General features: G+C 72.9%; 19 protein-coding genes and 1 tRNA gene. 7 read left to right on the top strand and 13 right to left on the bottom strand.

The window, feature by feature from the left end; all coding sequences use genetic code 11:
- The first annotated feature begins 74 nt into the window (after positions 1-74).
- Positions 75-3,446: a DUF5107 domain-containing protein gene (locus ASE27_RS02980; RefSeq protein WP_056645563.1), complete on the top strand. Its 3,372-nt coding sequence runs from the start codon at positions 75-77 to the stop codon at positions 3,444-3,446.
- 164 nt (positions 3,447-3,610) lie between these two features.
- Here ASE27_RS02980 and ASE27_RS02975 read toward each other — a convergent pair whose 3' ends face one another.
- From ASE27_RS02975 to ASE27_RS02965, 3 genes are all read right to left on the bottom strand, one after another.
- The gene (locus ASE27_RS02975; protein ID WP_056646620.1) at positions 3,611-4,807 is read right to left on the bottom strand and encodes an aminotransferase class I/II-fold pyridoxal phosphate-dependent enzyme; all 1,197 of its coding nucleotides are present in this window, start codon (positions 4,805-4,807) and stop codon (positions 3,611-3,613) included.
- Between the two features lie 98 nt (positions 4,808-4,905).
- Positions 4,906-6,138, bottom strand: a complete 1,233-nt coding sequence (locus tag ASE27_RS19645) for a thioredoxin domain-containing protein (RefSeq protein WP_082608434.1) — start codon at positions 6,136-6,138, stop codon at positions 4,906-4,908.
- A 148-nt stretch (positions 6,139-6,286) separates the two neighbouring features.
- Positions 6,287-6,817: a hypothetical protein gene (locus tag ASE27_RS02965; protein ID WP_056645560.1), complete on the bottom strand. Its 531-nt coding sequence runs from the start codon at positions 6,815-6,817 to the stop codon at positions 6,287-6,289.
- Positions 6,818-6,947: 130 nt separating this feature from the next.
- On the opposite strand from ASE27_RS02965, the gene ASE27_RS02960 reads away from it, so the two are divergent.
- Positions 6,948-7,553, top strand: coding sequence for an isochorismatase family protein (locus ASE27_RS02960; protein ID WP_056645557.1), 606 nt, complete (start codon positions 6,948-6,950; stop codon positions 7,551-7,553).
- A 52-nt stretch (positions 7,554-7,605) separates the two neighbouring features.
- On the opposite strand, the gene rsmI is transcribed toward ASE27_RS02960, so the two are convergent.
- The gene (gene rsmI, locus ASE27_RS02955; RefSeq protein ID WP_082608433.1) at positions 7,606-8,598 is read right to left on the bottom strand and encodes a 16S rRNA (cytidine(1402)-2'-O)-methyltransferase; all 993 of its coding nucleotides are present in this window, start codon (positions 8,596-8,598) and stop codon (positions 7,606-7,608) included.
- A gap of 25 nt (positions 8,599-8,623) precedes the next feature.
- On the opposite strand from rsmI, the gene ASE27_RS02950 reads away from it, so the two are divergent.
- Positions 8,624-10,312 carry a phospholipid carrier-dependent glycosyltransferase gene (locus tag ASE27_RS02950; protein WP_082608432.1) on the top strand — a complete coding sequence of 563 codons (1,689 nt, stop codon included), beginning with the start codon at positions 8,624-8,626 and terminating at the stop codon, positions 10,310-10,312.
- Between the two features lie 166 nt (positions 10,313-10,478).
- Here the strand turns inward: ASE27_RS02950 and ASE27_RS02945 are convergent, their stop codons facing one another.
- Positions 10,479-11,942: a family 20 glycosylhydrolase gene (locus ASE27_RS02945; RefSeq protein WP_056645554.1), complete on the bottom strand. Its 1,464-nt coding sequence runs from the start codon at positions 11,940-11,942 to the stop codon at positions 10,479-10,481.
- Between the two features lie 124 nt (positions 11,943-12,066).
- A complete protein-coding gene (locus ASE27_RS02940; protein WP_157257351.1) occupies positions 12,067-13,746 on the bottom strand; it encodes a hypothetical protein in 1,680 nt (559 codons plus the stop codon).
- A 111-nt stretch (positions 13,747-13,857) separates the two neighbouring features.
- Between ASE27_RS02940 and ASE27_RS02935 the strand changes: the two genes are divergently transcribed.
- Positions 13,858-14,445 carry a DUF4190 domain-containing protein gene (locus ASE27_RS02935; protein WP_157257350.1) on the top strand — a complete coding sequence of 196 codons (588 nt, stop codon included), beginning with the start codon at positions 13,858-13,860 and terminating at the stop codon, positions 14,443-14,445.
- A gap of 215 nt (positions 14,446-14,660) precedes the next feature.
- A complete protein-coding gene (locus ASE27_RS02930) occupies positions 14,661-14,969 on the top strand; it encodes a hypothetical protein (RefSeq protein ID WP_056645543.1) in 309 nt (102 codons plus the stop codon).
- A gap of 49 nt (positions 14,970-15,018) precedes the next feature.
- Here the strand turns inward: ASE27_RS02930 and ASE27_RS02925 are convergent, their stop codons facing one another.
- The 3 genes from ASE27_RS02925 to ASE27_RS02915 are packed head-to-tail and all read right to left on the bottom strand — an operon-like array spanning position 15,019 to position 18,476.
- The gene (locus tag ASE27_RS02925) at positions 15,019-15,882 is read right to left on the bottom strand and encodes a carbohydrate kinase family protein (protein WP_056645540.1); all 864 of its coding nucleotides are present in this window, start codon (positions 15,880-15,882) and stop codon (positions 15,019-15,021) included.
- Between the two features lie 11 nt (positions 15,883-15,893).
- Positions 15,894-17,804: an ABC transporter ATP-binding protein gene (locus tag ASE27_RS02920; protein ID WP_200955874.1), complete on the bottom strand. Its 1,911-nt coding sequence runs from the start codon at positions 17,802-17,804 to the stop codon at positions 15,894-15,896.
- Between the two features lie 45 nt (positions 17,805-17,849).
- Positions 17,850-18,476, bottom strand: a complete 627-nt coding sequence (locus ASE27_RS02915) for a GNAT family N-acetyltransferase (protein ID WP_056645538.1) — start codon at positions 18,474-18,476, stop codon at positions 17,850-17,852.
- Positions 18,477-18,940: 464 nt separating this feature from the next.
- Here ASE27_RS02915 and ASE27_RS02910 point away from each other — a divergent pair, with 464 nt between their 5' ends.
- Positions 18,941-19,627: a PAS and ANTAR domain-containing protein gene (locus tag ASE27_RS02910; RefSeq protein WP_235534038.1), complete on the top strand. Its 687-nt coding sequence runs from the start codon at positions 18,941-18,943 to the stop codon at positions 19,625-19,627.
- 179 nt (positions 19,628-19,806) lie between these two features.
- Here the strand turns inward: ASE27_RS02910 and ASE27_RS02905 are convergent.
- The 3 genes from ASE27_RS02905 to ASE27_RS02895 form a co-directional block, all read right to left on the bottom strand.
- Positions 19,807-19,879: transfer RNA gene (locus tag ASE27_RS02905), tRNA-Ala, on the bottom strand.
- 78 nt (positions 19,880-19,957) lie between these two features.
- Entirely contained in the window at positions 19,958-21,436 is a 1,479-nt protein-coding gene (locus ASE27_RS02900; RefSeq protein WP_235535357.1) for a hypothetical protein, read from the bottom strand.
- Between the two features lie 81 nt (positions 21,437-21,517).
- On the bottom strand, positions 21,518-22,141 hold the full coding sequence (locus ASE27_RS02895) for a GNAT family N-acetyltransferase (RefSeq protein WP_056646612.1): 624 nt from the start codon (positions 22,139-22,141) through the stop codon (positions 21,518-21,520).
- Between the two features lie 276 nt (positions 22,142-22,417).
- Here ASE27_RS02895 and ASE27_RS02890 point away from each other — a divergent pair, with 276 nt between their 5' ends.
- On the top strand, positions 22,418-23,056 hold the full coding sequence (locus ASE27_RS02890; protein ID WP_056645528.1) for a 5-formyltetrahydrofolate cyclo-ligase: 639 nt from the start codon (positions 22,418-22,420) through the stop codon (positions 23,054-23,056).
- A 153-nt stretch (positions 23,057-23,209) separates the two neighbouring features.
- Here ASE27_RS02890 and ASE27_RS02885 read toward each other — a convergent pair whose 3' ends face one another.
- The gene (locus tag ASE27_RS02885; RefSeq protein WP_082608430.1) at positions 23,210-25,912 is read right to left on the bottom strand and encodes a penicillin acylase family protein; all 2,703 of its coding nucleotides are present in this window, start codon (positions 25,910-25,912) and stop codon (positions 23,210-23,212) included.
- Between the last annotated feature and the right edge of the window lie 87 nt (positions 25,913-25,999).

The following is a 25,999-nucleotide window of genomic DNA, read 5'->3' as shown; positions in this document are numbered from 1 at the left end:
GACAGTCGAATCGTCCATCCCCGCGAGCGAAACGGTCATTCTGGCGCGCACGTCGTCGGCCTACCGTGAATCGTATGGTCAACGCATCGCGCATCGAGCTCCCCGACGCCCCGACCCAGCAGCGCGCGGACGCCGTGCGCGCCTGGCGCGAGGACGTCGCCATCGACACCTACCTGCCCCGCGCTCCCGACCGCTACCCCGCCTACCTCGACGACCGCGTCTACCAGGGGTCCTCGGGACAGGTCTACCCGCTGCCGTTCCACGAACGGATCAGCCAGGAGAAGGTCTCGCGCTCGTGGGACGCGATCCACCTCGAGAACGAGTGGGTGCGGCTGATGATCCTGCCCGAGCTGGGCGGGCGCGTGCACGTCGGGATCGACAAGACGAGGGACTACGACTTCTTCTACCGCAACAACGTCATCAAGCCGGCCCTCGTCGGGCTCGCGGGCCCGTGGGTCTCGGGCGGCGTCGAGCTGAACTGGCCCCAGCACCACCGTCCGGCGACCTTCCTCCCGACCGCGGCGTCGATCGAGCACGAGCCCGACGGCGCGGTGACGGTCTGGTGCTCCGACCACGACCCCTTCGCCCGCATGAAGGGCATGCACGGGTTCCGTCTGCGCCCCGACTCGTCCGTGATCGAGCTCCGTGCGCGCCTCTACAACCGCTCGGAGCACGAGCAGACGTTCATGTGGTGGGCCAACGTCGCGGCGCACGCCAACGACGACTACCAGTCGTTCTTCCCGACCGACGTCCACCACGTCGCCGACCACGCGAAGCGCGCCGTCTCCACCTTCCCCTCCGCGGACGGCCGCTACTACGGCGTCGACTACCCCGCGCAGGTCACCCCCGGGACCCCCGACGGAGACCGGATCGACTGGTACCGCAACGTGCCGGTCCCCACGTCGTACATGTGCCTCGGGACGTCGGACGACTTCTTCGGTGGGTACGACCACGGCGTCGGAGCCGGGTTCGTCCACTGGGCCGACCACCGGGTCGCCCCGGGGAAGAAGCAGTGGACCTGGGGCAACGCCCCGTTCGGCCTGGCATGGGACGCGCACCTGACCGACGGCGACGGCCCCTACGTCGAGCTCATGGCCGGTGTCTACACCGACAACCAGCCCGACTTCACGTTCCTGCGCCCTGGCGAGACCCGCGCGTTCAGCCAGTACTGGTTCCCGATCCAGGACATCGGTCCGGCGCACCAGGCGTCGCTCGACGCAGCGGTGCACCTCGACGTCGTCCGGTCCGCGTCCGGCGGCGAGGTGCGCCTCGGGGTCGCGGTGACCGCGCCCCGCGACGGGGTGACCGTGACGGTCACCGGCCCCGGCGGCGCCCGGCTCGCGACGATGGACGCCGACCTCGGCCCGGGGCGTTCCCTCGTGCGCACGATCAGCACGGACCTGCCCCTCGACCCCACCGAGGTAGAGGTCCTCGTCGAGCACCGGGGGACGACGCTCGTCCGGTGGCGGCCACGTCGCGTCGCGGGCGACGCCGTCCTCCCGGACCCTGCGACCGAGCCTCCCGCTCCCGCCGAGATCGGCTCGGCCGACGAGCTCCACGCCACGGGTCTGCACCTGAGCCAGTACCGGCACGCGACCCGCTCGCCCGAGCCCTACTGGGAGGAGGCGCTGCGGCGCGACCCCGACGACGCGCGCGCCCACGTGGCGCTCGCCGCCCGCTCCTGTCGCGCCGGGCGCTACGCCGACGCCCGGACCCACCTCGAGGCAGCCCTCGGACGCCTGACCCTGCGCAACCCCAACCCCCGGGACGGCGAGGCCCACTACCTCCTGGGCCAGGTCCTGGCCCGCACGGGGCACGAGGAGGCCGCACGCGACGCGTTCGGCAAGGCCGCGTGGGACGCGTCCTGGAGGTCCCCGGGGCACCTCGCGCTCGCCCGTCTGGAGGCCCATGACGGGAACGACGCCGCGGCCCTCGCCGAGACGGCCGAGGTGCTGGCCGTCGATCCGCAGAACCTGCAGGCCCGGGCCGTGCGCGTCCTCGTCCTGCGCCGCGCGGGTCAGCACGGGGAGGCCGCGGTCCTGCTCGACGAGTCCCGGCGCCTCGACGGCCTGGACTGGTGGCTCCGGTTCCTCGACGACGGTGTGCTGCCGACCCATCCGCCGACCGCCCTCGACGTCGCGCTCGAGCTCGTCTCGGTCGGCGAGCTCGCCGCGGCCGCTCGCGTCCTCGACCACACCGCGTCTCTCCCGGTCCACGTGGGGGACGTCAACGTCGCCCCGCTGGCCCTGCTCCATCTCGCGGACGTCGCGCTGCGGCGAGGGGACGTGGTGGCCGCCGCGGCCGCCGTCGAGCGCGCTCAGCAGGCCCGAGCCCGCTGGTGCCTGGCCTCCCGGCTCGACGACGCGGACATGCTCGCCCGCATCGTGGAGGCGTTCCCGTGGGCGGCCCGCGCCTGGGCCCTGCTCGGGCACTGGGGATACGCCGTGGGGCGGCGCGACGAGGCCGTCACGTGGTGGGAGACGTCCGTCGCGCTCGACGGCACGGACCCGGTCGTCCACCGGAACCTGGCGGTCGCGGCGTACAACGTGCTCGGGGACGCGCAGGCCGCCGCGGCCCGCTACGAGCGGGCGATCGCGCTCGCTCCCGACGACGCGCGGCTCCGGTACGAGCGCGACCAGCTCGCCGGCCGGACCGGTGCCCCGGCCGCGAGCCGCATCGAGGCGCTGCTCGCGCGCCCCGACCTGGTGCGCGAGCGCGACGACCTGACGATCGCGCTGATCGAGCTCCTCGTGAGCGTCGGGAGGCTCGACGAGGCGCTCGCCCTGTTCGACGAGCGGCTGTTCCAGCCGTGGGAGGGCGGCGAGGGGCAGGCGCTGGGCGCGTGGGAGCACGTCCGGGCCGCGCTCGCGCGTCGTGCACTGGCCACCGGAGACCTCGACGGCGCGCTGACGCACGTCGAGGCCGCGCTCGAGGTGCCGGCTGCGCTCGGCGAGGCACGTCACCCGCTCGCGAACGCGTCGGACCTGCACCTGCTGCTGGGCGACGTGCGTTCCGCCCGGGGCGAGCACGGGGCCGCGCGCGCAGCCTGGGAGGAGGCCGCGCGGTTCGAGGGCGACTTCCAGACGATGGAGGTGCGGGCGTACTCCGAGAAGACGTACGCGTCGGTCCTGGCGTGGCGGCGGCTCGGCCGGGAGGACCGGGCCGACGCGTTGACCGAGGGCCTCGCCGCGCACGTCGCTCACCTGGCGGCCACCCCTGCGCAGGTCGACTACTTCGCGACGTCGTTGCCCACCATGCTCCTCTTCACGGACGACCCGCAGGTGCGCCAGGACGGGACCGTCCTGCTCCTGCGCGCACAGCTCGCGGCGCTGGCGGGCGCCGACGCCGAGGCGCGCACGCTGCTCCGGACCGTGCTGGACGCCGACCCGCTCGACGCGGCCGGCCGCGACCTGCGGGACGGCCTCTCCCCGGAGCGCGTGGCCTGACCCCGGCGGCACGTGCCGTCCGATCGACGCCGCCCGACGGCGGAGCGCACCTGCGCGCCCAGGTGCGCTCCGTCGTCGGGCCCGCTGGGCCAAGTCGTCAGACGTGGCCCGGGCTTGCGCCCGGCTCACTTCTGACAACTACGCCGTGGGCGCTCGGGGCCCCGCTACTGCAGCCGCGTCAGCCCCTTCTTGAGGTTCCGGATCGCCTGCCCCGTACGCTGCTCGTTCTCGATGAGCGCGAACCGCACGAACCCGTCGCCGCCCGGCCCGAACCCGACGCCCGGCGAGACCGCGACGTCGCAGCTCTCGATCACGTGCGTCGCGAACTCGATCGAGCCCATCTCGCGGTACGGCTCGGGGATGCGCGCCCACGCGAACATGGTGCCCTTCGGCCGGTGGATGTCCCAGCCGATGCGGTCCAGGCCGTCGCACAGCGTGTTGCGCCGCGACTCGTAGACCGCCGAGACCTCCGTGGGGAAGTCGAGGGCCTCGTTGAGCGTCACGGTCGCCGCGATCTGGATGGGCTGGAACGTGCCGTAGTCGAGGTACGACTTGAGCTTGGCGAGCGCCCCCACGACGTCCGGCCGCCCCACGAGGAACGCGACGCGCCACCCAGCCATGGAGTACGACTTGGTCATCGAGTAGAGCTCGACCGCGACCTCCTTGGCCCCGTCGCACTCCATGATCGAGGGCGGGCGCCAGCCGTCGAACGTCATGTCGGCGTAGGCGAGGTCGTGCACCAGGACCACGTCGCGCTCGCGCGCCCAGTCGACCAGGCGCTGGAGGTCCTCCTTGGTCGCAATGGTCGTGGTCGGGTTGTGCGGGAACGAGAGCACCACGACGCGCGGCTTGGGCCACCCGTACTCCCACGCCTCCATGACGCGGTCGATGTACCCCGAGGCGTCCGTGCCGTCACCGATCGCGACCTGGCGGGCGTCGGCCCCCGCGAAGTAGGGACCCCAGATGTGGATGGGGTAGCTCGGCGTGGGGACGATCGCCGCGTCGCCCGGCTGCAGCAGCACCCACATGAGGTGGCTGAAGCCCTCCTTGGCCCCGATCGTCGAGATGATCTCGGTGTCCGGGTCGAGCGTCACCCCGAACCGGCGCTGGTACATGTCCGCGGCCGCCTGCCGGAGCTTGGGGATGCCGCGAGACGCCGAGTACCGGTGGTTGCGCGTGTTGTGGACCGCCTCCGCGAGCTTGTCGACCGCGACCTGCGGGCTCGGCAGGTCGGGGTTGCCGAAGCCCAGGTCGATCACGTCGCGCCCGGCGCGACGCGCCTCGAGCTTGAGCGAGTCGATGATCGTGAAGACGTACGGGGGCAGGCCGGGGATCCGGCGGAACTCCATCTCGCGTGGCATGGAGGCAGGGTACGCCTGCCGTGCGCGGGCCGTCGCCCGGTCCAGGGGCATGGTCCGTCGCCCGGTCCGGGGGCTCGAGCAGCGCTCGGTCGGCGCCGTCAGACGGCCGTGCCCTCGATCGCCTGCACGAGCGACTGCGCGTCGCTCCAGTCCCCGGCCCACCGCTCGCCGTCGATCACGATCGTCGGCGTGCCGAAGCCTCGCGGACCCGCGAGCGCCGGGTCGCTCGTCGCGGCCTGCGTGGCCGTGGCGACCCAGGGCGCGAACTCGGCCGCCCCGCCGTCGGCCAGCTCGGCGACGACGTCCGCCGGGACGCCGGCCGCGCGCGCGACGTCCGCGATCTGCGCGTCGCTCAGGCCCTCCGTCCCCTCCTGGGGCTGGTGCGCGAGCAGCCCTGCGTGGAAGTCCTGGAACGCGTCGGGGGCGCGGTCGGCCACGAGCGCGGCCGACGACGCGGCGCGCGTCGAGTACTGCGAGCCCTGCGAGTACCGGTCGAGGATCGCGATGGGGTGGAAGACGACGCGCACGCTCCCCGCCTCGCGCAGCGCCGCGAGGCTCTCGCCGTTGACGGCCTCGAACTGCCCGCAGATCGGGCACATGTAGTCGACGTAGACCTCGACCGTCACGGGGGCCGACTCGTCGCCCGCGCCCGCGAGCAGCCCGTGGTTCGGCGTCGCGCTCCCGGGGGCACCAGCGTCTGATGCCTGGCCCTCGGACGGGTCTGCGACCCCCGGTCCGGCGGGCTCTGCGGACGGGGACCCGCCGCCGGCCGCGAGGAACGCGGCGACACCCACGAGGAGCACCAGGACGAGTCCCGCGAGCACCGAGATCAGGGTCACGCGCGCGCGCCGCTGCGCGGAGGAGCGCGTGCCCACGGCGACCTGCGGCCCGACGGCGTAGCCCGCCCCGGGAGCGTACGGCGAGTACGGCGCGGTGGGGTGCGGGTACGGCGGGGCCGGCTGGGGCTGGGGCACCGCGTGGCCGCCGGGGGCGTAGGGCTGGTGGTCGGTGGGCTGCTGGGCGTACGGCGGGGCTGCGTACGGAGGGGTGGGGTGGGCCGCCGCAGGAGGTGCCGGCGTGTACGGCTGCGGCTGCGGCGCGTACGGCGGGGTCGGGGCGCCGTACCCCGCAGGGGCGGCCCGGCGGGCCGCGAGCGCCGCGTCGACCGCGGGGTCGCCCCCGGCGGCGAGCCACGAGAGCAGCCCAGGATAGGCACCGGGGTGCGCGGCGACCTGGGGGCGCAGGTCGGGGAACTCGCCGGCGACCTGGGCGAGCACGGTCGGCGGGGCGGCCGGGTCCTGCACGGCGCGGAGGGCCTCGTCACGGAGCATGGTCGTCGGTCCTCGGGTCGCGCGGCAGGGTCTGGTGGCGCGGGCGACCCGCCGCCGGGCTGACGACCGGCACCGCGAGGGCTCGCGCACGCCAGGGTACGCGGCTCCTGGGCAGCCGGTGCCGCCCCGCCTCGCTCCTCGGACGGGCTCAGGTCCCCGGCGACCACCCGAGGTTGCGCGCCATCTGCTCGAGCGTCGCGATCGTCCGGTCGTACTGCTCGCGCGTGATCCCCTCGGCCAGGCGCTCGCGCGAGAGCGAGACCGCGTCGAGGAGGTCGTGGTACGCGTGCTGCCCTGCGACGGTCACCTCCCACCCGGCCCCTCCCTGGGTCACCCACCCCCGGGCCTGGAGGTCCGAGATCTCCGCGCTGACCGCGGGTGCGTGCCCGCCGGGCCGGGCCGCGCCCCCGGTCGTGAACGGCGACAGGACGCTGTCGACCGTCGTGACGTCCGAGACGCCGTCCCGGACCATGTTGAGGACCTGCCAGTGACGCCGTGTCAGGCCCGTCCGCAGGAACACCTCGTCGACGTCCTGGTCGATCAGCCGGTCGACGAGCTTGAGCCAGTAGCCGATGGGCCGCTCGCCCGGGTCACGGTCGGTCGTCGTGCCCGCCGCGCTCACGCCGCCCACAGACCCCTCGCTGCCTGCCGGGCTGTCGATCCCCTCGGACGCGCTCATGGACGGCTCCTTCGCTCGGCCTCCCGGCGTGCGGGCTGCCCGCCGGCGGTTGCTTCGTCTGGTCCCCCAGCGTACGAACGACCGGGCCCGGGCGCTCCACGAACGAACGCCTCGGTGGCAGAGTGGGGTCATGACCAGCACCGACACGACCGCCACCGGTCGCGCCCTGATCGTCGTCGACGTCCAGCCCACGTTCTGCGAGGGCGGTGAGCTCGCGGTCGAGGGCGGCAACGCCGTCGCGGAGGCCATCGCGGTCTTCGCCGCCGAGCGGCGCGCGGACTACGACCTCGTGGTGACCACGCAGGACTGGCACGTCGACCCGGGGCACCACTTCGCGACGGCCCCGGCGGTCCCCGACTTCGTCGACACGTGGCCCCCGCACGGCCTGGCCGGCACGCCCAACGCCGAGCTGCACCCGGCGCTCGCGGACCTCGCACCCGACGCGAGCGTCAAGAAGGGCGAGTACCAGGCCGCGTACTCGGGCTTCGAGGGGGTCGACGGCGAGGGCCGCACCCTCGCGGAGCTGCTCCGAGACGCGGGGGTGTCGTCGACCGACGTGGTCGGGATCGCTGAGTCCCACTGCGTCCGGGCGACCGCGCTCGACGCGCACGCGCTGGGGCTCGCGACGCGTGTCCTGACCGACCTGACCGTGCCGGTCTCCGAGGACCTCGGTGCGGCGGCACGGGTCGAGCTCGCGGCGGCCGGCGTCGAGCTGGCACGGTCGACCGAGGTCTAGCGGCGCGTCGGAGCGCGCACGGCCCGTCCGCTCCGACCCGGCCGCGCCGGGATCAGCCCTTGCGCGCCGCCAGTGCTGCGGCGTACAGCTCGCGCTTGGGCACCCCCGTGGCGGTCGCGACCTCGGCGACGGCCTCCTTGAGGCGCTCTCCGGCGTCGACCCGGGCGAGGACCTCGCTCACGAGCTCCTCGACGGACACGGCCTCGCGCGCGGGCGCCCCGGCCACGACGATGCAGATCTCGCCGCGCAGCTGCCGCTCGGCGGCCTCGGCCGCGAGCTCGCCGAGCGTGCCGCGCAGCACCTCCTCGTAGGTCTTGGTGAGCTCGCGGCACACAGCCGCGGGCCGGTCGGCACCGAACCCCTGGGCCATCGCGGCGAGCGTGTCGTCGATGCGGTGGGGGGCCTCGAAGAAGACCATGGTGCGGGCCTCGCGCGCGAGCGCCTCGAACGTGCGCGCACGCTCGCCGGGCTTGCGGGGCGGGAAGCCCTCGAAGCAGAAGCGGTCGGTCGGCAGCCCGGACAGCGCGAGCGCGGTGAGGACCGCGCTGGGGCCGGGGGCCGAGGTGATCGGCAGGTCGCGCTCGACGGCCCGGGTCACGACGCGGTAGCCGGGGTCCGAAACGGACGGCATGCCGGCGTCGGTCACGATCACGACGGTCCCGCCGCCCTCGACGACGTCGAGCAGCTCGTCGGCGCGCTCGACCTCGTTGTGCTCGTGGTAGCTCACGACGCGCCCGCCGATCGGCACGCCCATGCGCGCGGCGAGGGCGTGCAGGCGGCGCGTGTCCTCGGCCGCGACGACCGCGGACTCGGCCAGGAGGCGTCGCAGCCGCGGGCTGGCGTCCTCGACGTTGCCGATGGGGGTCGCGGCGAGGACGAGGTGCCCGTCGTCGCGCGGCCGGCGACCTGCGGGCGCGTCGTCGTGCTCGTCGGGGGCGTCCTCGCTCTCCTGCCCGACGGCGTCGCTCACCTCGCGCGCCACGTCCTCGCCTTCCGCAGGGGCCTCGAACGGGTCGGGAACGGGGGTGGGGTGCGCGTGGCTCATACCCCCTAGCGTTCCACGTCCTACGATGGCCGACGTGCCCCAGCCCTCCGCCGACCCCCTGCCCGCAGCCCCCGGTCCCGTCGCGGGGAGCGACTCCCCGTTCCCGGTGGCCAGGGTCGAGGCCGAGGAGGAGGCCGGGCTGTCGGTGCGCGACCGCCTCCTGCTCAAGCTCCTGGGGGCACGCCGCCTCGCGCTGGGATCGACGCCCCAGGACCGCCTGTGGGGGTGGCTCGGACCCGCGCTGGTCGCGCTGCTGGCCGGTGGCCTGCGCCTGTGGGACCTGGGTCGCCCCGGCAACCTCGTGTTCGACGAGACGTACTACGTCAAGCAGGCCTACACGCTCCTGCGGGTGGGCTTCGAGGCCAAGTGGCCCGAGGACCCCAACCCCGCGTTCGAGGCCGGGAACGTCGACACGTTCCTGAACCTCCCCGACTACGTGGTCCACCCGCCGCTCGGCAAGTGGATGATCGCGGGCGGCATGCAGCTCTTCGGCGGGGCCGAGAACCCGTGGTCGTGGCGCATCTCGACCGCGCTCGTCGGGATCCTCGCGGTGTTCCTGCTGGCCCGGATCGCGCGCCGCCTGTTCGCCTCGACCGCGATGGGCGTCCTGGCGGGCGGGCTGCTCGCGATCGACGGCATGGCGATCGTGCACTCGCGCACGGGGCTGCTCGACAACTTCCTGATGTTCTGGGTCCTCGTCGCGTTCGGCTTCCTCCTGCTCGACCGCGAGCAGGCACGACGCCGGCTCGCGGACCGGGTCGCCGCCGTCGTCGACTCGGGACGGGAGATCGGCCGCTACGGTCCGCGGCTGGGGTGGCGCTGGTGGCGCTTCGCGGCGGCCGTCTCGCTCGGTCTCGCGTGCGGGGTCAAGTGGTCGGGCCTGTACTTCCTCGCGGTCTTCGCCCTGCTGTCGGTGCTGTGGGACGCCACGGCGCGCCGCACCGTCGGTATCAAGAGGTGGTGGGAGGACGCGCTGCTCGCCGACGCGGTCCCGGCCGCGCTCGTCATGCTGCCCACCGCGGCGCTCACCTATCTCGCGACCTGGTTCTCGTGGTTCCGCTCACCGAGCTCGTACATGCGCGACTGGGCCGCCGAGCATCCGGGCGAGGGCGTGCAGTGGCTCCCCGAGGCGCTGCGCTCGCTGTGGGCCTACCACCAGAAGATGTGGGACTTCCACACAGGGCTCAGCGCCGAGCACTCGTACGCGTCGAAGCCCATCGGCTGGATCGTGCAGTGGCGGCCCACGTCCTTCTACTACCGCGACGGGTCCGACGGCGTGACGGGCTGCGGCTACGACGAGTGCGCACGGGTCATCACGTCGCTGGGCAACCCGGTCCTGTGGTGGTCGGCCGCGCTCGCGATCGTGGCCACGGTCGTGCTCCTGGTGTGGCGCAAGGACTGGCGCGCGACGGCCGTGCTGAGCGGCCTGGTCGCGGGCTGGCTCCCCTGGTTCGCGTACCCGGACCGCACGATCTTCACGTTCTACGCGATCGTGTTCACCCCGTGGGTGGTCCTCGCGCTCGTCTACGTCGTGACGGTCCTGCTCGAGGCCACCGACCGGGACCGGACGGCCCGCGGCTGGGTGATCTGGGCCGTGACCGCGCTGCTCACCGCGATCGTCGTGATGAGCATCTTCTTCTACCCGATCTGGACGGCCATGAACGTCCCCGAGTGGTTCTGGCGCCTGCACATGTGGCTGCCGAGCTGGATCTAGGCGTCGCCGGCCGGGTGCGGTCTCCCCGTCCGCACCCGGCGGAGGTCGTGAGCCGAGCATGCGGTTGCGGTCGGTCGAGCATGCGGTCGTCGTCGTGGATCCCAGGATCTCGGACGACGACCGCATGCTCGGCACCGCAGGGCGGGCGGCGCCGCCGAGCGGACGACTACACCCAGTCGACCTGCGGCGTCTCGTGGAACGACAGGCCCTCGCGACGCCACGTCGCGGACTCCGCCACGACGCGGGCGCGGTAGTCGTCCCAGTCCTTGCGCTCGGGCGCGGTCCACGCGACCTCGGCGACCGCGGACAGACGCGGCAGGAGCATGAGGAAGAGCTCCTCCTGGGTCGAGAGGGTCTCGGTCCACACCGCGGCCTCGACCCCCTCGATCTGGTCGGCGGGCAAGCCCTCGATGACCTCGGCCGGGTCCCAGTCGTACGCGGTGCGCAGCTCGATGAGGCCCGCCCAGTCCTGGCCCAGGGGGTACTCGGCGGTGTACTTCATGTCGAGGTAGGCGCGGTTTCCCGGGGACATGACGAAGCGCGAGCCGCGAGCCGCCGCGGCGAGGAACGGGGCGCTGTCGACCCGGTTGTCCCAGTACTGCAGGAGCGTGTCCGGGCGGGTCCCGGCCTGTGCCGCCTCCTGCCACGTGATGGCCTTCTTGCCCGTGTCGGCCACGATCTCCTCGAGCAGCGCGATGAACTGCGCGTACTCCTCGGCGCCCAGCGTGAGCGCCTCGTCGCCGCCCACGTGGAGGTACTCGCCGTCGGTGATCGCGGCGACGTCCGCGAGGACCTCGCGCAGGAACGGCTCGGTCGCGGGCAGGTCGTAGGTGAGCTGCGAGAACCCGACCTCGATGCCCTCGTAGGGTGCGGTGCGCTGCCCGTCGACCCGCAGCTCGCCGTAGACCGAGGTCGCGGCGTTGGTGTGCCCGGGGAGGTCGATCTCCGGGACGACCGTGACGAAGCGGTCCGCGGCGTAGTCCTGCAGGTGCCGGAAGTCGGCGAGGCTCAGGTGCCCGCCGGCCGTGCCGCTCGTCGAGGTCCCGGACGCGAGCTTCGCGAGCTCGGGGCGCGACGGCGTCTCGATGCGCCAGCCCTGGTCGTCGGTCAGGTGCAGGTGCAGGACGTTGAGCTTGTACGAGGCGAGGACGTCGATCACGAGCTCGATCTGCTTCACGGGGAAGAAGTTGCGGGCCACGTCGAACGAGAGGCCGCGCCACGGGTAGCGCGGGGCGTCGTGCACGACGACGGCGCTCACCTCGGGGCCGTGCTCGCCCTCGGTCACGAGCTGGCGGAGCGTCTGGACCGCGTCGAACAGGCCGACCGTCGCGGTGGCTGTCAGCACGGCACCCGAGCCGTCGACCTCGAGCGTGTAGCGCTCGGGGCTGTCCGAGCCGGCGGGGCCCGCGACGTCGGCGAGCCGCAGCGCGATGGAGGGGGCGCCGTCGGGCACGGAGCCCGCGACGGTGACGTGCGTGCCCGCGGCACGCGTCAGGAGGTCCGCGGCGTAGGCGGCGACCCGCTGCTCGGCCTCGGTGGGCCCGGCCACGAGGACGGCACCCTCGAGCGGGAGCGCGGCACCGTCCACGGGGGACTCGACGTGCAGGGGCTGGGGGATGATGGCGACCATCGGGGGGACCTCGTCGTCGTGTCTCTCGACCCGAGCGTGTCGAATCGATTCGTCTGTTCTGGTCGACATACCGTAACTGCCCCGGCAGGCGCGAACAAGCGGCCTCCTGCGCGGGCGCCCTGCCCTACTCCACGACGACGACGAGCGGAGCACCCGCTCCGCCACCGGCAGCGGAAGGTCCCGCGGTCGCGTCGCCCGCCATGTCCGTCCAGCCCCACCACGACACCTCGGGGACGGCCTTGGTGAGCTCGTTCCAGGCCTTCTCCCGCGCGGCGGACGGACCCGAGACGTCGGAGTGCAGCACCACGGCCACGGCGTCGTCGGTCGTCGACAGCGACTGGGCCTCGGTCAGCGCGCCGGGCCGCGAGACGTGCACCACGAGCATCTTCTGCGGCAGAGCCTTGCCCTCCACGACCCCGGCGAGGTAGTCGACGACCGCGTCGACCTCCTGCGCGGGCACCACGCCGTCCTTCTTGACGGCGCCGCTCGCCCGTCGCGCGTCGAGATCGAGCGAGACCCCGACACCGGGCAGGGCCAGCAGCTCCGCATACTGCCGGACCTGCTCGACGAACGTCGCCTTCCCCGGCTGGAACTCGAGGAGCACGTGCTGGCCCGCGCCGAGGGCCGCCTCGACCGCGGGGCGCACGGCCTCGACCGTGAGCTCGGTCGAGTAGTTCCCGTCCTTGCCCGCCGCGCCGGACGCCTCCGTGACGACCAGCTCGAGGGTCGGGACGGTCACGGTCGTGTCGGTCTCGCCCGACTCCCCCGCGACCGCGACATACGGCTCGGCGCGAGCGGCGGTCCGCGCGACGGCGTCGTTGATCTTGGCGGGGGTCGCCGGGACGGTCGTCCCCGGCAGGACGACGTAGCGCTTGCCCGCCGTGACGAGCTGCCCGCCGCCCGTGAGCTCGACACCCGTCTCGGCCGACCGGACGCGGGCGGTCAGCTGTTCGACCGTCCCGAACGACTCGCCGATCCCGACGACCGCGAGCGCCTTGGCCTGCGCCATGGCCTGGACCGAGACGCTCGAGGCCCGGGGGTCGCCACCGGGCACCGCGAGCGGGACCACGCCCGCGGCCTGCGCCGTGGCGAGCGCCGTCGCCTGCCCCGGGGTCTGGTCGACCAGCGCGAGCACCTCGGTCAGGAGCCGTGGGGACTCGGTCTCGGGAAGCTGTTCCTGGACCTCCGCGAGGTCCCGGTCGTCGATCTCCGTCCCGCCGTCCTGGGTCTCGACGAGCGCCCCGGCCCCGAGGAGCACCGTCTGCAGGTCCGGATCGATCGCCCGGACCGTCTTGCGCGCCTCCTCCTCGAGGTCCTCGGACGAGGACACGGACGAGACCGCGGCGACGCCCGCCGCGCCGGAGGCACCGGACGTGCCCGACGCGTCGACGCGCGGGGCCGGGTCGGGCGTCACGACGACGGCCGTGACGGCGCCGAGCCGGGCGATCTCCTTGGTGAGACCGCTGTCGGCGATCGCCCCGCCGGTGAGCAGGACGGGAGCGTGGAGCGGGAGCGCAGCAGCGGCCGCGGCCGCCTGGGCGGTCTCGTCCTCCGCGTCGGCGAGGATCACGACCGGCGCGGAGGCGAAGAACGCCTGGCTCGCCGTGAGCGTGAGCTCGGCGGGGTCGCTCGAGCCGAGGACGACGACGGGCGCGACCTCGTCGGCTGCGACGACGCGCAGTCCGCCGTCGGGCACCTCGGCCGTGCTCGCTGGACCGCCCTCCTCCCCACAACCGGCCAGCAGCGGGGTCGCCACCAGGACAGAGGCGGCAAGAGCGACGATTCGGACCTTCCGTGAATTCACGTCTCTATCATCGCCTACCTGGTCTGTCGCGCCGAGTCGTGGGCGAGTCGTGGACATCCGGGGCGGCCCGCCGCGCCCCAGGAGGCCCGACGGCGCCGCACCCGACACGGGGTGTCCTCACCATTGTCGTGGGTCTTCACGCACGACATACTGTCGGCGATCATCGACCGCACCACGAGGAGTGACATGTCCTACCCCGAGCAGCCCGAGCAGAACCCGTCCGGTCAGCCGAACCCGTACGCCGGCGGCCCCCAGGACCCTGCTGCCGGTCAGGCACCCCAGGCTCCCCAGTACGGTGCCCCGCAGGCCCCGCAGTACGGCGCGCCGGCGCCGGGCGCACCCCAGGCCCCCTACGGGGCGGGCGCTCCGCAGGCGCCGTACACGCCCGGTGGCGTCCCCGGCGCCCCGGCCCAGGACCCGGGCAAGACGCTCGGCATCGTCGGGCTCGTGCTCTCGATCATCGGCTGCACGTCGCTCATCGGCCTGATCCTGAGCATCGTCGCGCTCAACAAGTCCAAGAAGGCCGGCTACAAGAACGGCCTCGCGCTCGCCGGCATCATCGTCGGGGCGGTGCTGCTGGTCGGCAGCATCATCGCCCTCGCAGCGTTCGGCGGGCTCATCGGTGAGGTGCTCGAGAAGTGCGCCGACCTCGGTCCCGGGACCCACTACGTCGACGGCGTGGAGTACACCTGCTCCTGACCGCTCCGCACGACGTCCGTGGGCCCCGACCGTTCGCCGGTCGGGGCCCACGGGCGTTCCTGGGACGGGCACCGGGCGAGACCGCCGCTCGGCCATACTGGAGACGGCCGGCCGGCGGACCCAGACGGCCCGCCGAACGTCCACCGCACCCGCAGCACCGACCGCACCCGGGCACGCCGCCCCGACGAGCGCCCGCACCGACCGTGAGGATCCCCGTGACCCAGACCGAGCCGATCACCCCCACCCCCGGCAAGACCCTGGGCATCGTCGCGCTCGTGCTGTCGATCCCCCTGTCGCTGGTCGGGCTGGTCCTGGGGATCGTGGGACTCGTCAAGGCACGCCGGGCGCACAGGAGCAACTGGTGGGCCGTGGCCGCGATCATCGTCTCGTTCCTCGTGATCGTAGCCATCGTGATCTGGGCCGCGACCCTGGTCTGGCTCATGGGCGAGTGCGCCGAGCTCGGCCCGGGGATCCACGAGGTCGACGGGCGTCCGATCGAGTGCGTCGCGCCCGCCGGGTCCTGACCGGCACGCCCCACCCCTCGACCCCCGCTCGGAGCCCCTCGCGCTGCGCTCAGGCCGGCGGCGCGAGGTCCGGGCTCTGGACGCACAGCGCCCCACGCGCCGCACCCGCCCGCAGCGCCTCGACGACGGTCGCCCCCGACAGGTACGCGTCGAGGAACCCCGCGAAGTACGCGTCCCCCGCCCCGTTGGTGTCCACGACGTGCTCGACCGCCACGGCCGGCACGTCGAACCACTCACCGTCTGCCGTCAGCACGCTCGCTCCCCGGGCTCCGTGCGTGCAGACCACGAGCCGCGCGCCGGCCGCCACCCGCTCCTCCATGAACGCGCGGTATCCCGGCAAACGGTCCGAGCTGAGGAAGAGGAAGGTCGCGGCGTCGAGGAACTCGCGGTGGAACGTGGCCTCCCCGTCGTAGTCGTGCACGTCGCACCAGATCTCCTTGCCCCGTCGCCGCGCCTCGCGCAGCAGCGGCAGCGCGGGCACCGCGAGGTCGATCACGACCGCCGGGGCGGCGCTCAGCGCCGCGACCGCGGCCTCCCAGGTCTCGCCACGAGGCACGTCGCCCGGGGCCTGGAGGTAGATCGACAGCCGCTCGCCCGCGCCACCCATGAGGTTGAGGTGCCGCTCGGTCCGGCCGTCCGGGTCCGGCTCCACGAGGAGCGTGACCCCCGCCCCTCGCAGGACGTCCTCGACACGGGGAGCGACGTCGTCGGACCCCAGGACCGTGCGCAGCGTGACCGCGCGCCCCAGCGCGCGCAGGTTGAGTGCCTTGCCCGCCGAGGTGCCGCCCACCGTGGCGCGGTGGCGCTGCGCGAAGAGCGTCTGCGAGCGGGGCTCGGGCAGGGCGTCGAGGTAGACGAGCTCGTTCCACGACACGGGGCCGGCGACGAAGACCGGAGCGGGCTGGGGTTCCATGCCGCCCGACGCTACCCGTCGTCGCCCGCCGCGACGGTCGGCTCGGGCGCGGGGCGCTCCGGCGCGTCGACGTCGGTGCCTGGGGCACCCTGCTCGCGGTCCCGGTCCGAGAGCTGGGCCTCGAACATCGTGTAGTACCTGCCGCGCAGGGCCACGAGCTCGGCGTGCGTCCCCTGCTCGGCGACCACGCCGTCGGCGAGCATGTAGATCACGTCGGCCTTCTCGATGGTCGCGAGCCGGTGGCTGATCGCGATGATGGTGCGTGACCTGTCCGCGAACAGGCGGCGGAAGATGTGCGCCTCGGCCAGGGCGTCGATCGCCGACGTCGGCTCGTCCATGATGACCACGGGCGCGGCCCGGTAGAAGTTGCGCGCGAGCGCGAGGCGCTGCCACTGACCGCCCGAGAGCTGTGTGCCGCGCTTGCGGCTGCCCTTCTCCTCCATCCAGTTGCTCAGGTAGGAGTCGATCCCGCGCGGGAGCTTCTCGAGAAACTCCTTGGCCTCGGCGTCGTGGGCGGCGGCCAGCGCGCGCTCACGGCTGGGCGGGTCCTCGATGTCGCCGTACTGGATGTTCTCGAGGGCCGTCGCGAAGTCGTACTTGAGGTAGTCCTGCTGGAGCACCGCGAGCTGCTCGTGCCAGGAGTTCACGTCGAGCTCCTGGAGGTCCACGCCGTCGAGCCGGACCGCTCCTGTCGTGGGCGCGTAGAGGCCCACGAGGATCTTGACGAGCGTCGACTTGCCCGCGCCGTTCTCGCCGACGATCGCGACGTGCCGCCCGCGGTGGATGGTCAGCGACACCCCCTTGAGGACGTCGACGTCGGAGCCCGTGTAGCGGAACGTGACGTCCTCGACCGCGATGGTCTCCGGTGCCGCGGCGAGCTGACGTTCACGCTCGCCCCGCACGGGCAGCGCCATGAACGCCTCGTAGTCGAACAGGTTCGCGAGGTCCTCGTCGATGCTGCTGAGCGAGTCCACCAGGCCGTTCGCGCTGTCCAGCGCACGCGAGACGACCTGCTGGACCAGCACGAACTGCCCCACGGGCTGGGCCTGGAGCACGATCTGGCGCACGACCCAGACCAGGGCCGTGACCTCGGCAGCCGCCTGGAGGCCGTCGCCCAGGAGCTGCTTGGGGATGTACGTCTTCTCGAACTCCATGCGGCGCTTCTCGTCCTCGTCGCGCAGCTCCCGGCGCAGCCCCAGCAGGTGGCGGACCATGCCGTAGACGCGCAGCTCGGAGATGTACTGGGGCTGGAGCAGGCCGCGCTCGATCATGCCGCGCCGACGGCGCACCTCGATGTGGGAGTTCCAGTGCGCGATCTGGGCCCGGGACAGCTTGAACTGCAGGTACACGCTCGGCAGGATCGCGACCAGCACGATCAGCGCGATCCACCAGCTCACGAAGAACAGCGTCACGACCGACAGGATCACCGAGACCACCTGCGTGAAGATCGTCGCGAGCCGGTCCAGCACGCGGGGGTACGCCTCGGAGAACCGCTTGGCGCGGTCGAACAGGTCGACCGTCTCCTTGTCGTCGTAGCGCCAGAACTCGAGCGACATGAAGCGCTCGAACATCATGTCGGAGACCTTGGCGCCCACCTTGTACTGCATCGAGCGCTGGATGTAGCGGTCCACGCTGTTGAACGCGACCATGAACAGCCCCAGGGCCGCCGTGACGATCACGTACACGATCGCCCGGTTGCCCGCGCCGTCGGTGCCGGCGTAGGCGTCCGCGAGCGCCGTCGTGGTCAGCGCCGCGAAGAACGTCGTCACGAGCGGGAGCGCGGCCGCCACGATCGACCCGACAACCTTCATGGTCACCGCGAGCGGCGAAGTGCGCGCCGAGAGCCGGACGATCTCCGACAGGGCGCGGACGTACTGGGCGGGCTCGAGCTTCTTGGGCCGGACAGCGCCCTCGGTCGTCATCCGACCATCGTAGGAACCGGCGAGCGGATCGGCCTGGGCTGCGGCTCAGGCCTCGTACTGGGCGGGCAGCAGCCTCGGGGCGTCGGTCTGGCCCTGCAGACCGTTGAGCACGAAGAAGCGGTGCCCCGGCTCGGGCGTCACGACCGGGCGGAGCGTCCGCCCGTCGGCGAGGGTCACGAGCCGGTCCGACGCGAGCATCTCGTCGACGCCCCCGACCCGGAACCCGAGCCGGTCCCAGAAGCCCGCGGCCTCGGGCGGCGTCTGGCCGTAGAGCGTCGAGACCCCCGCGGCACGCGCCTGCTCGACGACCTTGCGGACCAGGTAGGAGCCCAGCCCGGCGCCCGAGCGCCCGTCCGCGACCGCGATCGCGTTGAGGCACCACCACGGCTCCGCGACACCGGCCTGCTCGTCGAGCGCGGCGTCGACCCAGGCGAACGCGACGACGCGCTCGTCACGGACGTCCGAGCCCTCGCCCTGCTCGCGCAGCACCGGGAAGTACCGGTCGCGCGGGTGGAAGCCCGGACCGAACCGGTAGGTCGTGCTCCAGAGCTCCTCGTCGTGCAGGTGGAGCATGTTGGGCAGACGTGCGCGCGAGAGGTCCGCCAGCCCGGGGCCGTCGTGGTGGCACCCGATGGCGAGCGCGAGGGAGTCAGGAAGGAACGGCTCGGTCATCCCGCGACAGTACCCGAGCGGGGGCCGCGGGCTGCGGTCGGGTCCTGGGCGGGGGCGTCCCCACAGCGCTCGGTGGGAGGTCCTCGAGCGGTCTTGACCGGGTGTCACGATCCGCTAACATTCCGGACTGGCACTCGGTGCCGTGGTGCAGATGTTCCTTGTCGTCCGATGCATGAAGGGGGTCAGCGAGCGTGTCCAGGACTCGAGGCTGGAAGCAGGATCAGCTGTGCGCTCAGTGTGGCGGCGTGGTGCTGGTCGAGTGGAGCATGCAGGTGCCGGAGGCTCCTGGGGAGTCGGTGGACGGGGTGGCTGTGGGGTTCGACGCCGCGGGCCACGAGTTCATCTGATCGGCGAGGCCGGTTCGTCGGCAGCGAACCGGTCAGGACAGGCTCAGAGGCGCGGCGACAGGATCCCGCCAGGAGTCTGGAAGTAGGCCCTTCGCTTCCCTGCACCTAGGAGTTGAGATGACGACTTCGTACAACGTGGCTCGCCCTCTTGATGCGGACCTCATGGAGGTTCTGCTCGCTGGGACTCCTCAGCCGGTCGGCCAGTTCGTCCTGACCGTGCGCACCGGCGAGTGGTGGTGGTCCGACGGGCTCTATGCGATGCACGGCTTCGAGCCCGGCGGCGTCGTTCCCACCACCGGTCTCATGCTCTCGCACAAGCACCCCGACGACCGATCTCGCGTGGAGTCGGTCCTTGCGCAGGCGTGCTCGTCCGGAGAGCCGTTCGCGTGCGTGCACCGCATCCTCGACGCGAACGGGCACACGCGCACGCTCGGCGTCGTCGGCCGTGGTCGCAAGGAGAACGAGACCGGGGAGGTCGTCCAGGTCTCCGGCTACTTCGTGGACCTGACCATCACCCAGCGCACGCTCGCCCAGCGTGAGGCGACCGAGTCGATCAGAGCGTCTGCCGAGAGTCGGGCCGTGATCGAGCAGGCCAAGGGAGCGGTCATGACGGTCTACGGGATGACCGAGAACGAAGCCTTCGACCTCCTGCGCCATCACTCGAACGTCACCAACGAATCGCTGCGCAGCCTCGCACGCCGCCTCATGGAGAGCATCGCCGAAGGGAGCGACGTGAGCTCCCCGACGCCGGGCGACCTGGACCTGTTCTTCGAGGCCCCGCCTGCGCCGGCCGATCCCGCATAGGACCGACGCGGACACGGCTGCAGCGCCCGATGCTTCCTGCGCAGCCCGATGCAACGTGCCCCTGGTCCATCCGCTCCGGTCGCGTGCCCTGCTTGTTGATGCCCCCTGCAAGCACTGACCCCACCGAGCAGGGGAACGACGAAGGCCCGGAACCGTGAGGTTCCGGGCCTTGTGCCGGGTGGAGCTAGGGGGATTCGAACCCCCGACCTTCTCATTGCGAACGAGACGCGCTACCAACTGCGCCATAGCCCCAGAACGAGGTCAACATTAACACCTGACCAGCGCACTTCGACAAATCCGCTCCCCCCGGCGGGGTGAGCGGCCCGCGGGCTACTGCCCCGAGACGCGTCGGCGAGCCAGGATCTCGTTGAGGTCCAGACCCAGCGTCTCGGTCCGGGGCTTCTTCTCGTCCCCGGGGGCCGGTGACGGCACGGGCTGGTCGCCCTGAGGAGCCCCGACGCCCGACGGCGTGCCCTCCGACTCCGCGGACCGCGGAGGGGCCGGGTTCGGCTGGGCGGGCGAGGCGGTCGGGACGGCCACCTGGACGGGCGGCACACCCGTCTCCTGAGCCGTGGGCTTCATGGTGTACGTCGGGCGAGGCACCGGCACCGGGTCCCAGGCGGCGCCGATCTCCGCCTCGGGGGTCTCCGGACGGTCCGTGGGCACGACAGGGGTCGGTGCCGACACCGGAGAGGTCGCCGTCGCGGCCGAGCCGACATCAGCAGAGGCGCCGGCTGCCGTCCCCCCACGAGGAGCGGTACCGGTCTGCTCCGCCGCGGAGCCTTCCGAGCCCGTCGAGCGGTCGCGGTCGTCGAACAGGTCGCCGCCGCTCGCGCCCGTCCGGGGCCGTGCTTGGTCGGGCTCCGTCGAGGACTCGACGCGCGCGGTCGACCCGGTCGCGGGGCGCTGGTCCCTGCCGCGCGCGGCGCCACGGGCCAGGTCCTCGGCGGTCACGCGCGGGATCATCTGGGTGCTCGTCTGCGAGGAGCGCACCGCGTGCCCCGTGACGCGCGAGGGGTGGACGTTGCGGGGCGCGACCGGGCTGCCCGCGACGGGCCCCCGGGCGGCCCGGGCTGCGTCGCGCGCAGCCGTGCGGCGGTCGGCATGCCAGGTGGCGTCGGCCCGCTTCCCGGCGAGCGCCGCCTGGCGGCCCAGGACGAGGACGAGGGCGAGGACCGCCGTCGGGCCTGCTGCGGCGAACCACGGCACCAGCCCGTACCCGAAGGCCACCCACGCCCCCACGCTCACGAGGAGCAGCACGACCGTCAGCGCCAGACGACGGCGCGCGGCCTTGGCGCGGCGTTCCAGCATCGCGATGCGCGACGGGGACGCGACCTTGCGCGGGGGGAAGGGGTCGTCGAACCCTCCACCGGCCGGCTGTCGGCGCGGCGGGATGCTCGGGCGAGGATCGCTCGCGCGGACGTCTGTCTCCATGGTCTGCGGCTCCTCCTCCGACGATGGCCGGCGGTCGGTGGTGACCCCGGTCGTGACCTGCAGGACGCGTGAGGTCGACCTGGACGCGTCGGACGCCCTCGACATCAGGGCGACGTCCGGCTCGCTGACCGGGACCGGGCCCAGGAGCAACGAGCGCCCCTCGCCCGACGACGCGTGCTCCGCGCCCTCCCCCGGTGCCGCGCGCCGACGTCCCGAGACGACCGCGAGGACCCGCAAGGACCCCGAGAACCTGTCCTCGACCCGGGCGTCCTGCAGCTGCTGGCGCTGCTTGACCCGGTGCGGGACGTAGTAGGCGAACCACAGGACGAACAGCGCAAGGACCGCCACGCCTCCTGAGCCCGTCGTCGAATCCACATCCCGACCGTAGGCGAGGCCCCTCGCGGTCGACCGGACGCCGGGCGGCGTGTCGGTCCTTTTCGCGGTCGCGTCCGTGCGCTAGGAGGCCGAGCGCCGCGTCTCCTGCCACCGCGCGAGCAGGCCGTCGGGGACCTCCTCGGCCGTGATCGCGAAGGTCCGGTGGTCGCACCACTGCCCCTGGATGTGCAGGTATCTCTCGCGCAGCCCCTCGTCGCGCAGCCCGAGCTTCTCGACGACCCGGATGCTGGGGCCGTTCTCCGGGCGGATGTTGATCTCGATGCGGTGCAGGCCGAGCACCTGGAAGCAGTAGTCCGTGCTCATGGCGACCGCGGTCGGGATCACCCCGCGGCCCGCGACGTGCTCACCGACCCAGTAGCCGATGCTCGCCGAGCAGAGGGACCCGTACGTGATGCTCGAGACCGTGAGCTGACCGACCAGCTCACCGTCGAGCTCGACCGCGAACGGCAACGACGTCCCGGCGCGCGCCTGGGCGGCGAGGATGCGCGCGTACTCGCCGAACGTCGGCGGGCCGCCGGCTTCCGTGCCGGGTCGGGGCGAGGTCGCCTCCCAGCGTTCGAGCCAGGACGCGTTGCGGGCCCGCAGCGTCATCCAGTCGTGGCCGTCACGGCGGTGCAGCGGGCGCAGCACCACGCTGCCGTCGACCGCGTCCTCGCGCAGCGTGACCGGCCAGGGCTTCGACATGCTCCATGCTCGTGCGATCTTGTTGGTCATCCTCGTGCGCCCATCGATCATCCGTTCCCGGCAGCAGAGCCCGAGACGTCCTGCCTCCGAGCACCAGGATCACTGACGTGAGGCCCGGTGGACAGGGTGTATCACGATCTGGCGCACCGACGATAGCGCCGCGCGCCGGGTCACGCACCACGCCCGGCCGCGCACGAGCCCCCGCGTCCCGGACCCTTTCCGTCCGACGACGGGACCCCGGACACTTCTTGCCCGAACCTTTGCGACAATAGGCGCATGAGTGGCCCGGTTCAGCCCTACCCCTTGCACGGAAGCATCGAACCCGAGGACGCGAAGGAGATCCTCCGAAAAGCCATCCGCACCGCCCGATCCACGCGCAGCGAGAGGCGCCGCGACGAAGCGGCCGTCGCGATCGCGGACGTGATCGAGACCATCCCCGAGGTCCTGTCGGCCCGCTGCGTCGCGACCTACGCCGCACGCCCCACGGAGCCCGGCACGACCGCGATGCTCGACCGCCTCGCCGCGCGCGGCGTCCGCGTCCTGCTCCCCGTGCTCGGCGCGGGACTGCAGCGCGACTGGGCCGAGTACGCGGGCTCGCACGACCTGCGCGAGCGCGCCCCTGGCCGCCCGCCCGAGCCGAGCGGACCTGCGCTGGGCGCGGCCGCGCTCGTCGACGCCGACGTCGTCATCGCGCCGGCGCTCGCCGTCGACACGCGCGGGGTCCGGCTGGGCCAGGGCGGCGGCTGGTACGACCGGGCCCTGGAGCACATGCGCCCCGGCACCAAGGTGATCGCCGTGGTCTTCCCCGACGAGGTCTACGACGCCGACGAGCGTCCCCTCCCCCTCGAGAAGCACGACCGGACGATCGACGGCGTCGCGACCCCGCAGGGTTGGCGCTGGCTCGTCCAGGACTGACCCCGCACCTCCCCGACGACGAAGGGGCCGGCCCGGGCGCGATGCGCTCGGACCGGCCCCTTCGTCGTGCTCAGCCGACCGCCCGCCGGGGTGGGCCGGGCGGGCGGGTGCGTGGCGCCGTCGGGCAGCAGGTGCCCGACGGCGGTGCGCCCGTCACGGGACGAGGCGGAGCTCGTCCTTCGTCTGGGCGGCGACGGCCGAGACCGAGAACGGCCACGCGTACGTCTCGCCCGCGGCCCACGTGCCCAGCTGGTCCTCGTAGTGCTTCGAGGCCGGGTGGCCCGAGACACCCGTCACGGTGACCCAGGTCGAGGAGTCCAGGTCGTCGAGGTCGACGACCATGCGCATCGACGGGCCCGAGGTGACCTCGAAGTTCCCCGACGCGGCGTCCCACGACGTGGCGTTGACGATCGAGGACCCGCCCGGCATGCTCACCGTGCGCGGGTTCATGTACGCGCGGACGAAGCCCGGGACGGCGTCGTTGTCCAGGACGAGGTGCCCCAGGGACAGCGTGTGCAGCTTGCCCCACTCCCAGTCGGTCGTCTTCTTGGACAGCTCGGTCGTCAGGTCGAGACGGGCCGAGACGAGCGCCTGGTTGAGGACCTCGTCACGAGTCTCGACGACGCTCACGGTCTGCCGGTCGTCCCAGAACGCGTTGGTCTCGTCCAGGAGCATGTTCTGGACCACGGCGAGCCACCTGCTGCCGCCCGCGGGACGGATCTCCTCGGGCAGGTCGTCCCAGAACGTGATCTCGAGCAGGTTGCGCCAGACGGCCGCGAAGTAGGCCGCGGCTGCCGAGTCCTTGTCCATCGAGCCGTCCCAGTCGGCCAGCAGGTCCTGCCCCTCGGCCGCGAAGTCGTTGCGGACGCCCTTGCTGTTCTCGATGTCCTGGTCGAGCAGCGACGGGACCAGGGCATCGGCGAACGGGCTCCAGTCGTCGTTCTGGATGGTGTTCATCGTCTCGACGTCGATCTTGCGGCCCGAGTCGATCTCGGTCTGCAGGAGCGTCCGGATGCGCTGCGAGCGGTAGCCGTAGTCCCAGTCCGTCGTGAGGAACGGGGTGGTCCCGGCGGGCAGCACGGCCTGGTTCGCCGCGACGATGAAGCCCTCCTCGGGGTCGACGACCCCCGGCATCTGCGCGGCGGGCACGTAGCCCGTCCAGTCGAAGCGCTCGTCCCAGCCCGGGCGGGGCCAGGTGCCGTCCGAGGGCACCGGCCCCTCGACGACCTCGCGCACCGGGATCCTGCCCGGGGCCTGGTAGCCGATGTGGCCGTCGGTCGTCGCGAAGACGACGTTCTGCGCGGGCACCTCGAAGAGTGCGGCTGCCTCGCGCATGTCGTCGGCGCTCGCCGCGAGGTCGAACGCGAAGACCGCGTCGGCCGTGCGGCCGGGCTCGAGCGCGGTCCACTGGAGCGCGACCTCGTAGTCCCCGAGCGGGGTGCCCTCGGTCGGGGCCTCCGCGACCTCGTCCAGGGGCAGCACGGTCGAGACGATCGGGCCGTGGAGCGTCGACGAGACCTCGAGCTCGACGTCCTGCCCCCCGTTGACCTTGATGGTCTCCGTGCGGGTCTCGAGCGGCACCCAGTCGTCGCCCCGCAGGTACGTCTCGTCGCGGACGCGCTCGATGAAGAAGTCGGTGACGTCCGCGCCCATGTTGGTCAGACCCCAGGCGACGTCGGCGTTGTGGCCGATGATGACGCCCGGGAACCCGGCGAACGAGAAGCCCGCGACGTCGAACCCGCACGAGGGGCTCACGGTGTTGCAGTGGAGCCCGACCTGGGCCCAGACCCCGGGGGCCTGGAGCGCGAGGTGCGGGTCGTTCGCCAGGAGCGGCTTGCCGCTCTCGGTGTGCTCGCCCGAGACGGCCCAGGAGTTGGAGCCCGTCCCCTCGCCACGCCCGACGAGGACCGGGACGGCTGCGAGCGCACGGTCGGCGGCGCCGACCGCGGACTGGAGCTCGCTGCCCCCGAGGGTCGGCATGTAGCTCGTCTGCTCGACGTTCTCGACGTCGACCTCGGCCGGGGCGGTCGCCGTCGGGACGTCGGCGGGGTCGAGGATGGGGAGGTTCACGTCCGACAGGTAGGCCGGGAAGAGCGTCCCCACGCGGGCGACGTCCTGCGCGACGCGGGCCGGGTCCTCGGTGCCCGTCCCGCTGCCGGCGAAGCTGCCGTAGGCGATGGCGCGCTCGAGCTCGTCGTCGTAGTTGCCGCGCAGGTCCCAGGCCATGGCCTTGAGCCAGGCGAGCGAGTCGATCGGGTCCCACGGCTCGGGGTCGGCCACGCTCACGCTCGTCCCGAGCACGGTGTACTCGAGCGCGATCTCGCTCGGGTCCCGGTCCTCGAGGTACGCGTTCACGCCGTCCGCGTACGCCTGGAGGTAGGCCTTGGTCTCGGGAGCGACGATCTTCCACTCTTCCTCGGCGACGAGGCGCCAGCCGAAGGTGCGGGTGACCTTGTCCGCGTCGATCGCCTCCTTGCTGTCCCCGACCAGCTCTGCCAGACGGCCGGACGTGACGTGGCGGCGGTAGTCCATCTCGAAGAACCGGTCCTGCGCCTGGACGTAGCCCTGCGCGCGGAACAGGTCCTCGGGGGTGTCGGCGTAGATCTGCGGCACGCCCTGGGCGTCGCGGAGCACGCTGACCTCGCCGTCCAGGCCGGGGACCGTGAGGGTGCCGTCGGTCTGCGGGAGGGGGCGGCGGACCGTGACGAACGCGAAGATCGACACTCCGACGAGCAGCACGACCAGCAGCGCGGCGATCGCGATCGTGGCCCGGCGGGCTCGGGAACCTCCCCGTCGGGACGTGTGGGCGGGCGGCGACGGGTCGCCGTGGACTCCGGCAGGGACTTCAGCAGACACGGTGCGAGACTACCCCGGGCGGGCCAGGCGTATGATTAGCACTCAGAAGCCCCGAGTGCCAGTCCGGCCCTGCCTCCGAGCGGGCGC

The sequence above is a fragment of the Oerskovia sp. Root918 genome, from assembly GCF_001428945.1.
In the GTDB taxonomy this organism is placed as follows: Bacteria; Actinomycetota; Actinomycetes; order Actinomycetales; family Cellulomonadaceae; genus Oerskovia; species Oerskovia enterophila.
Note: the sequence above shows the minus strand (reverse complement) of the source record. Positions and strands in the feature narration are given on the sequence as shown.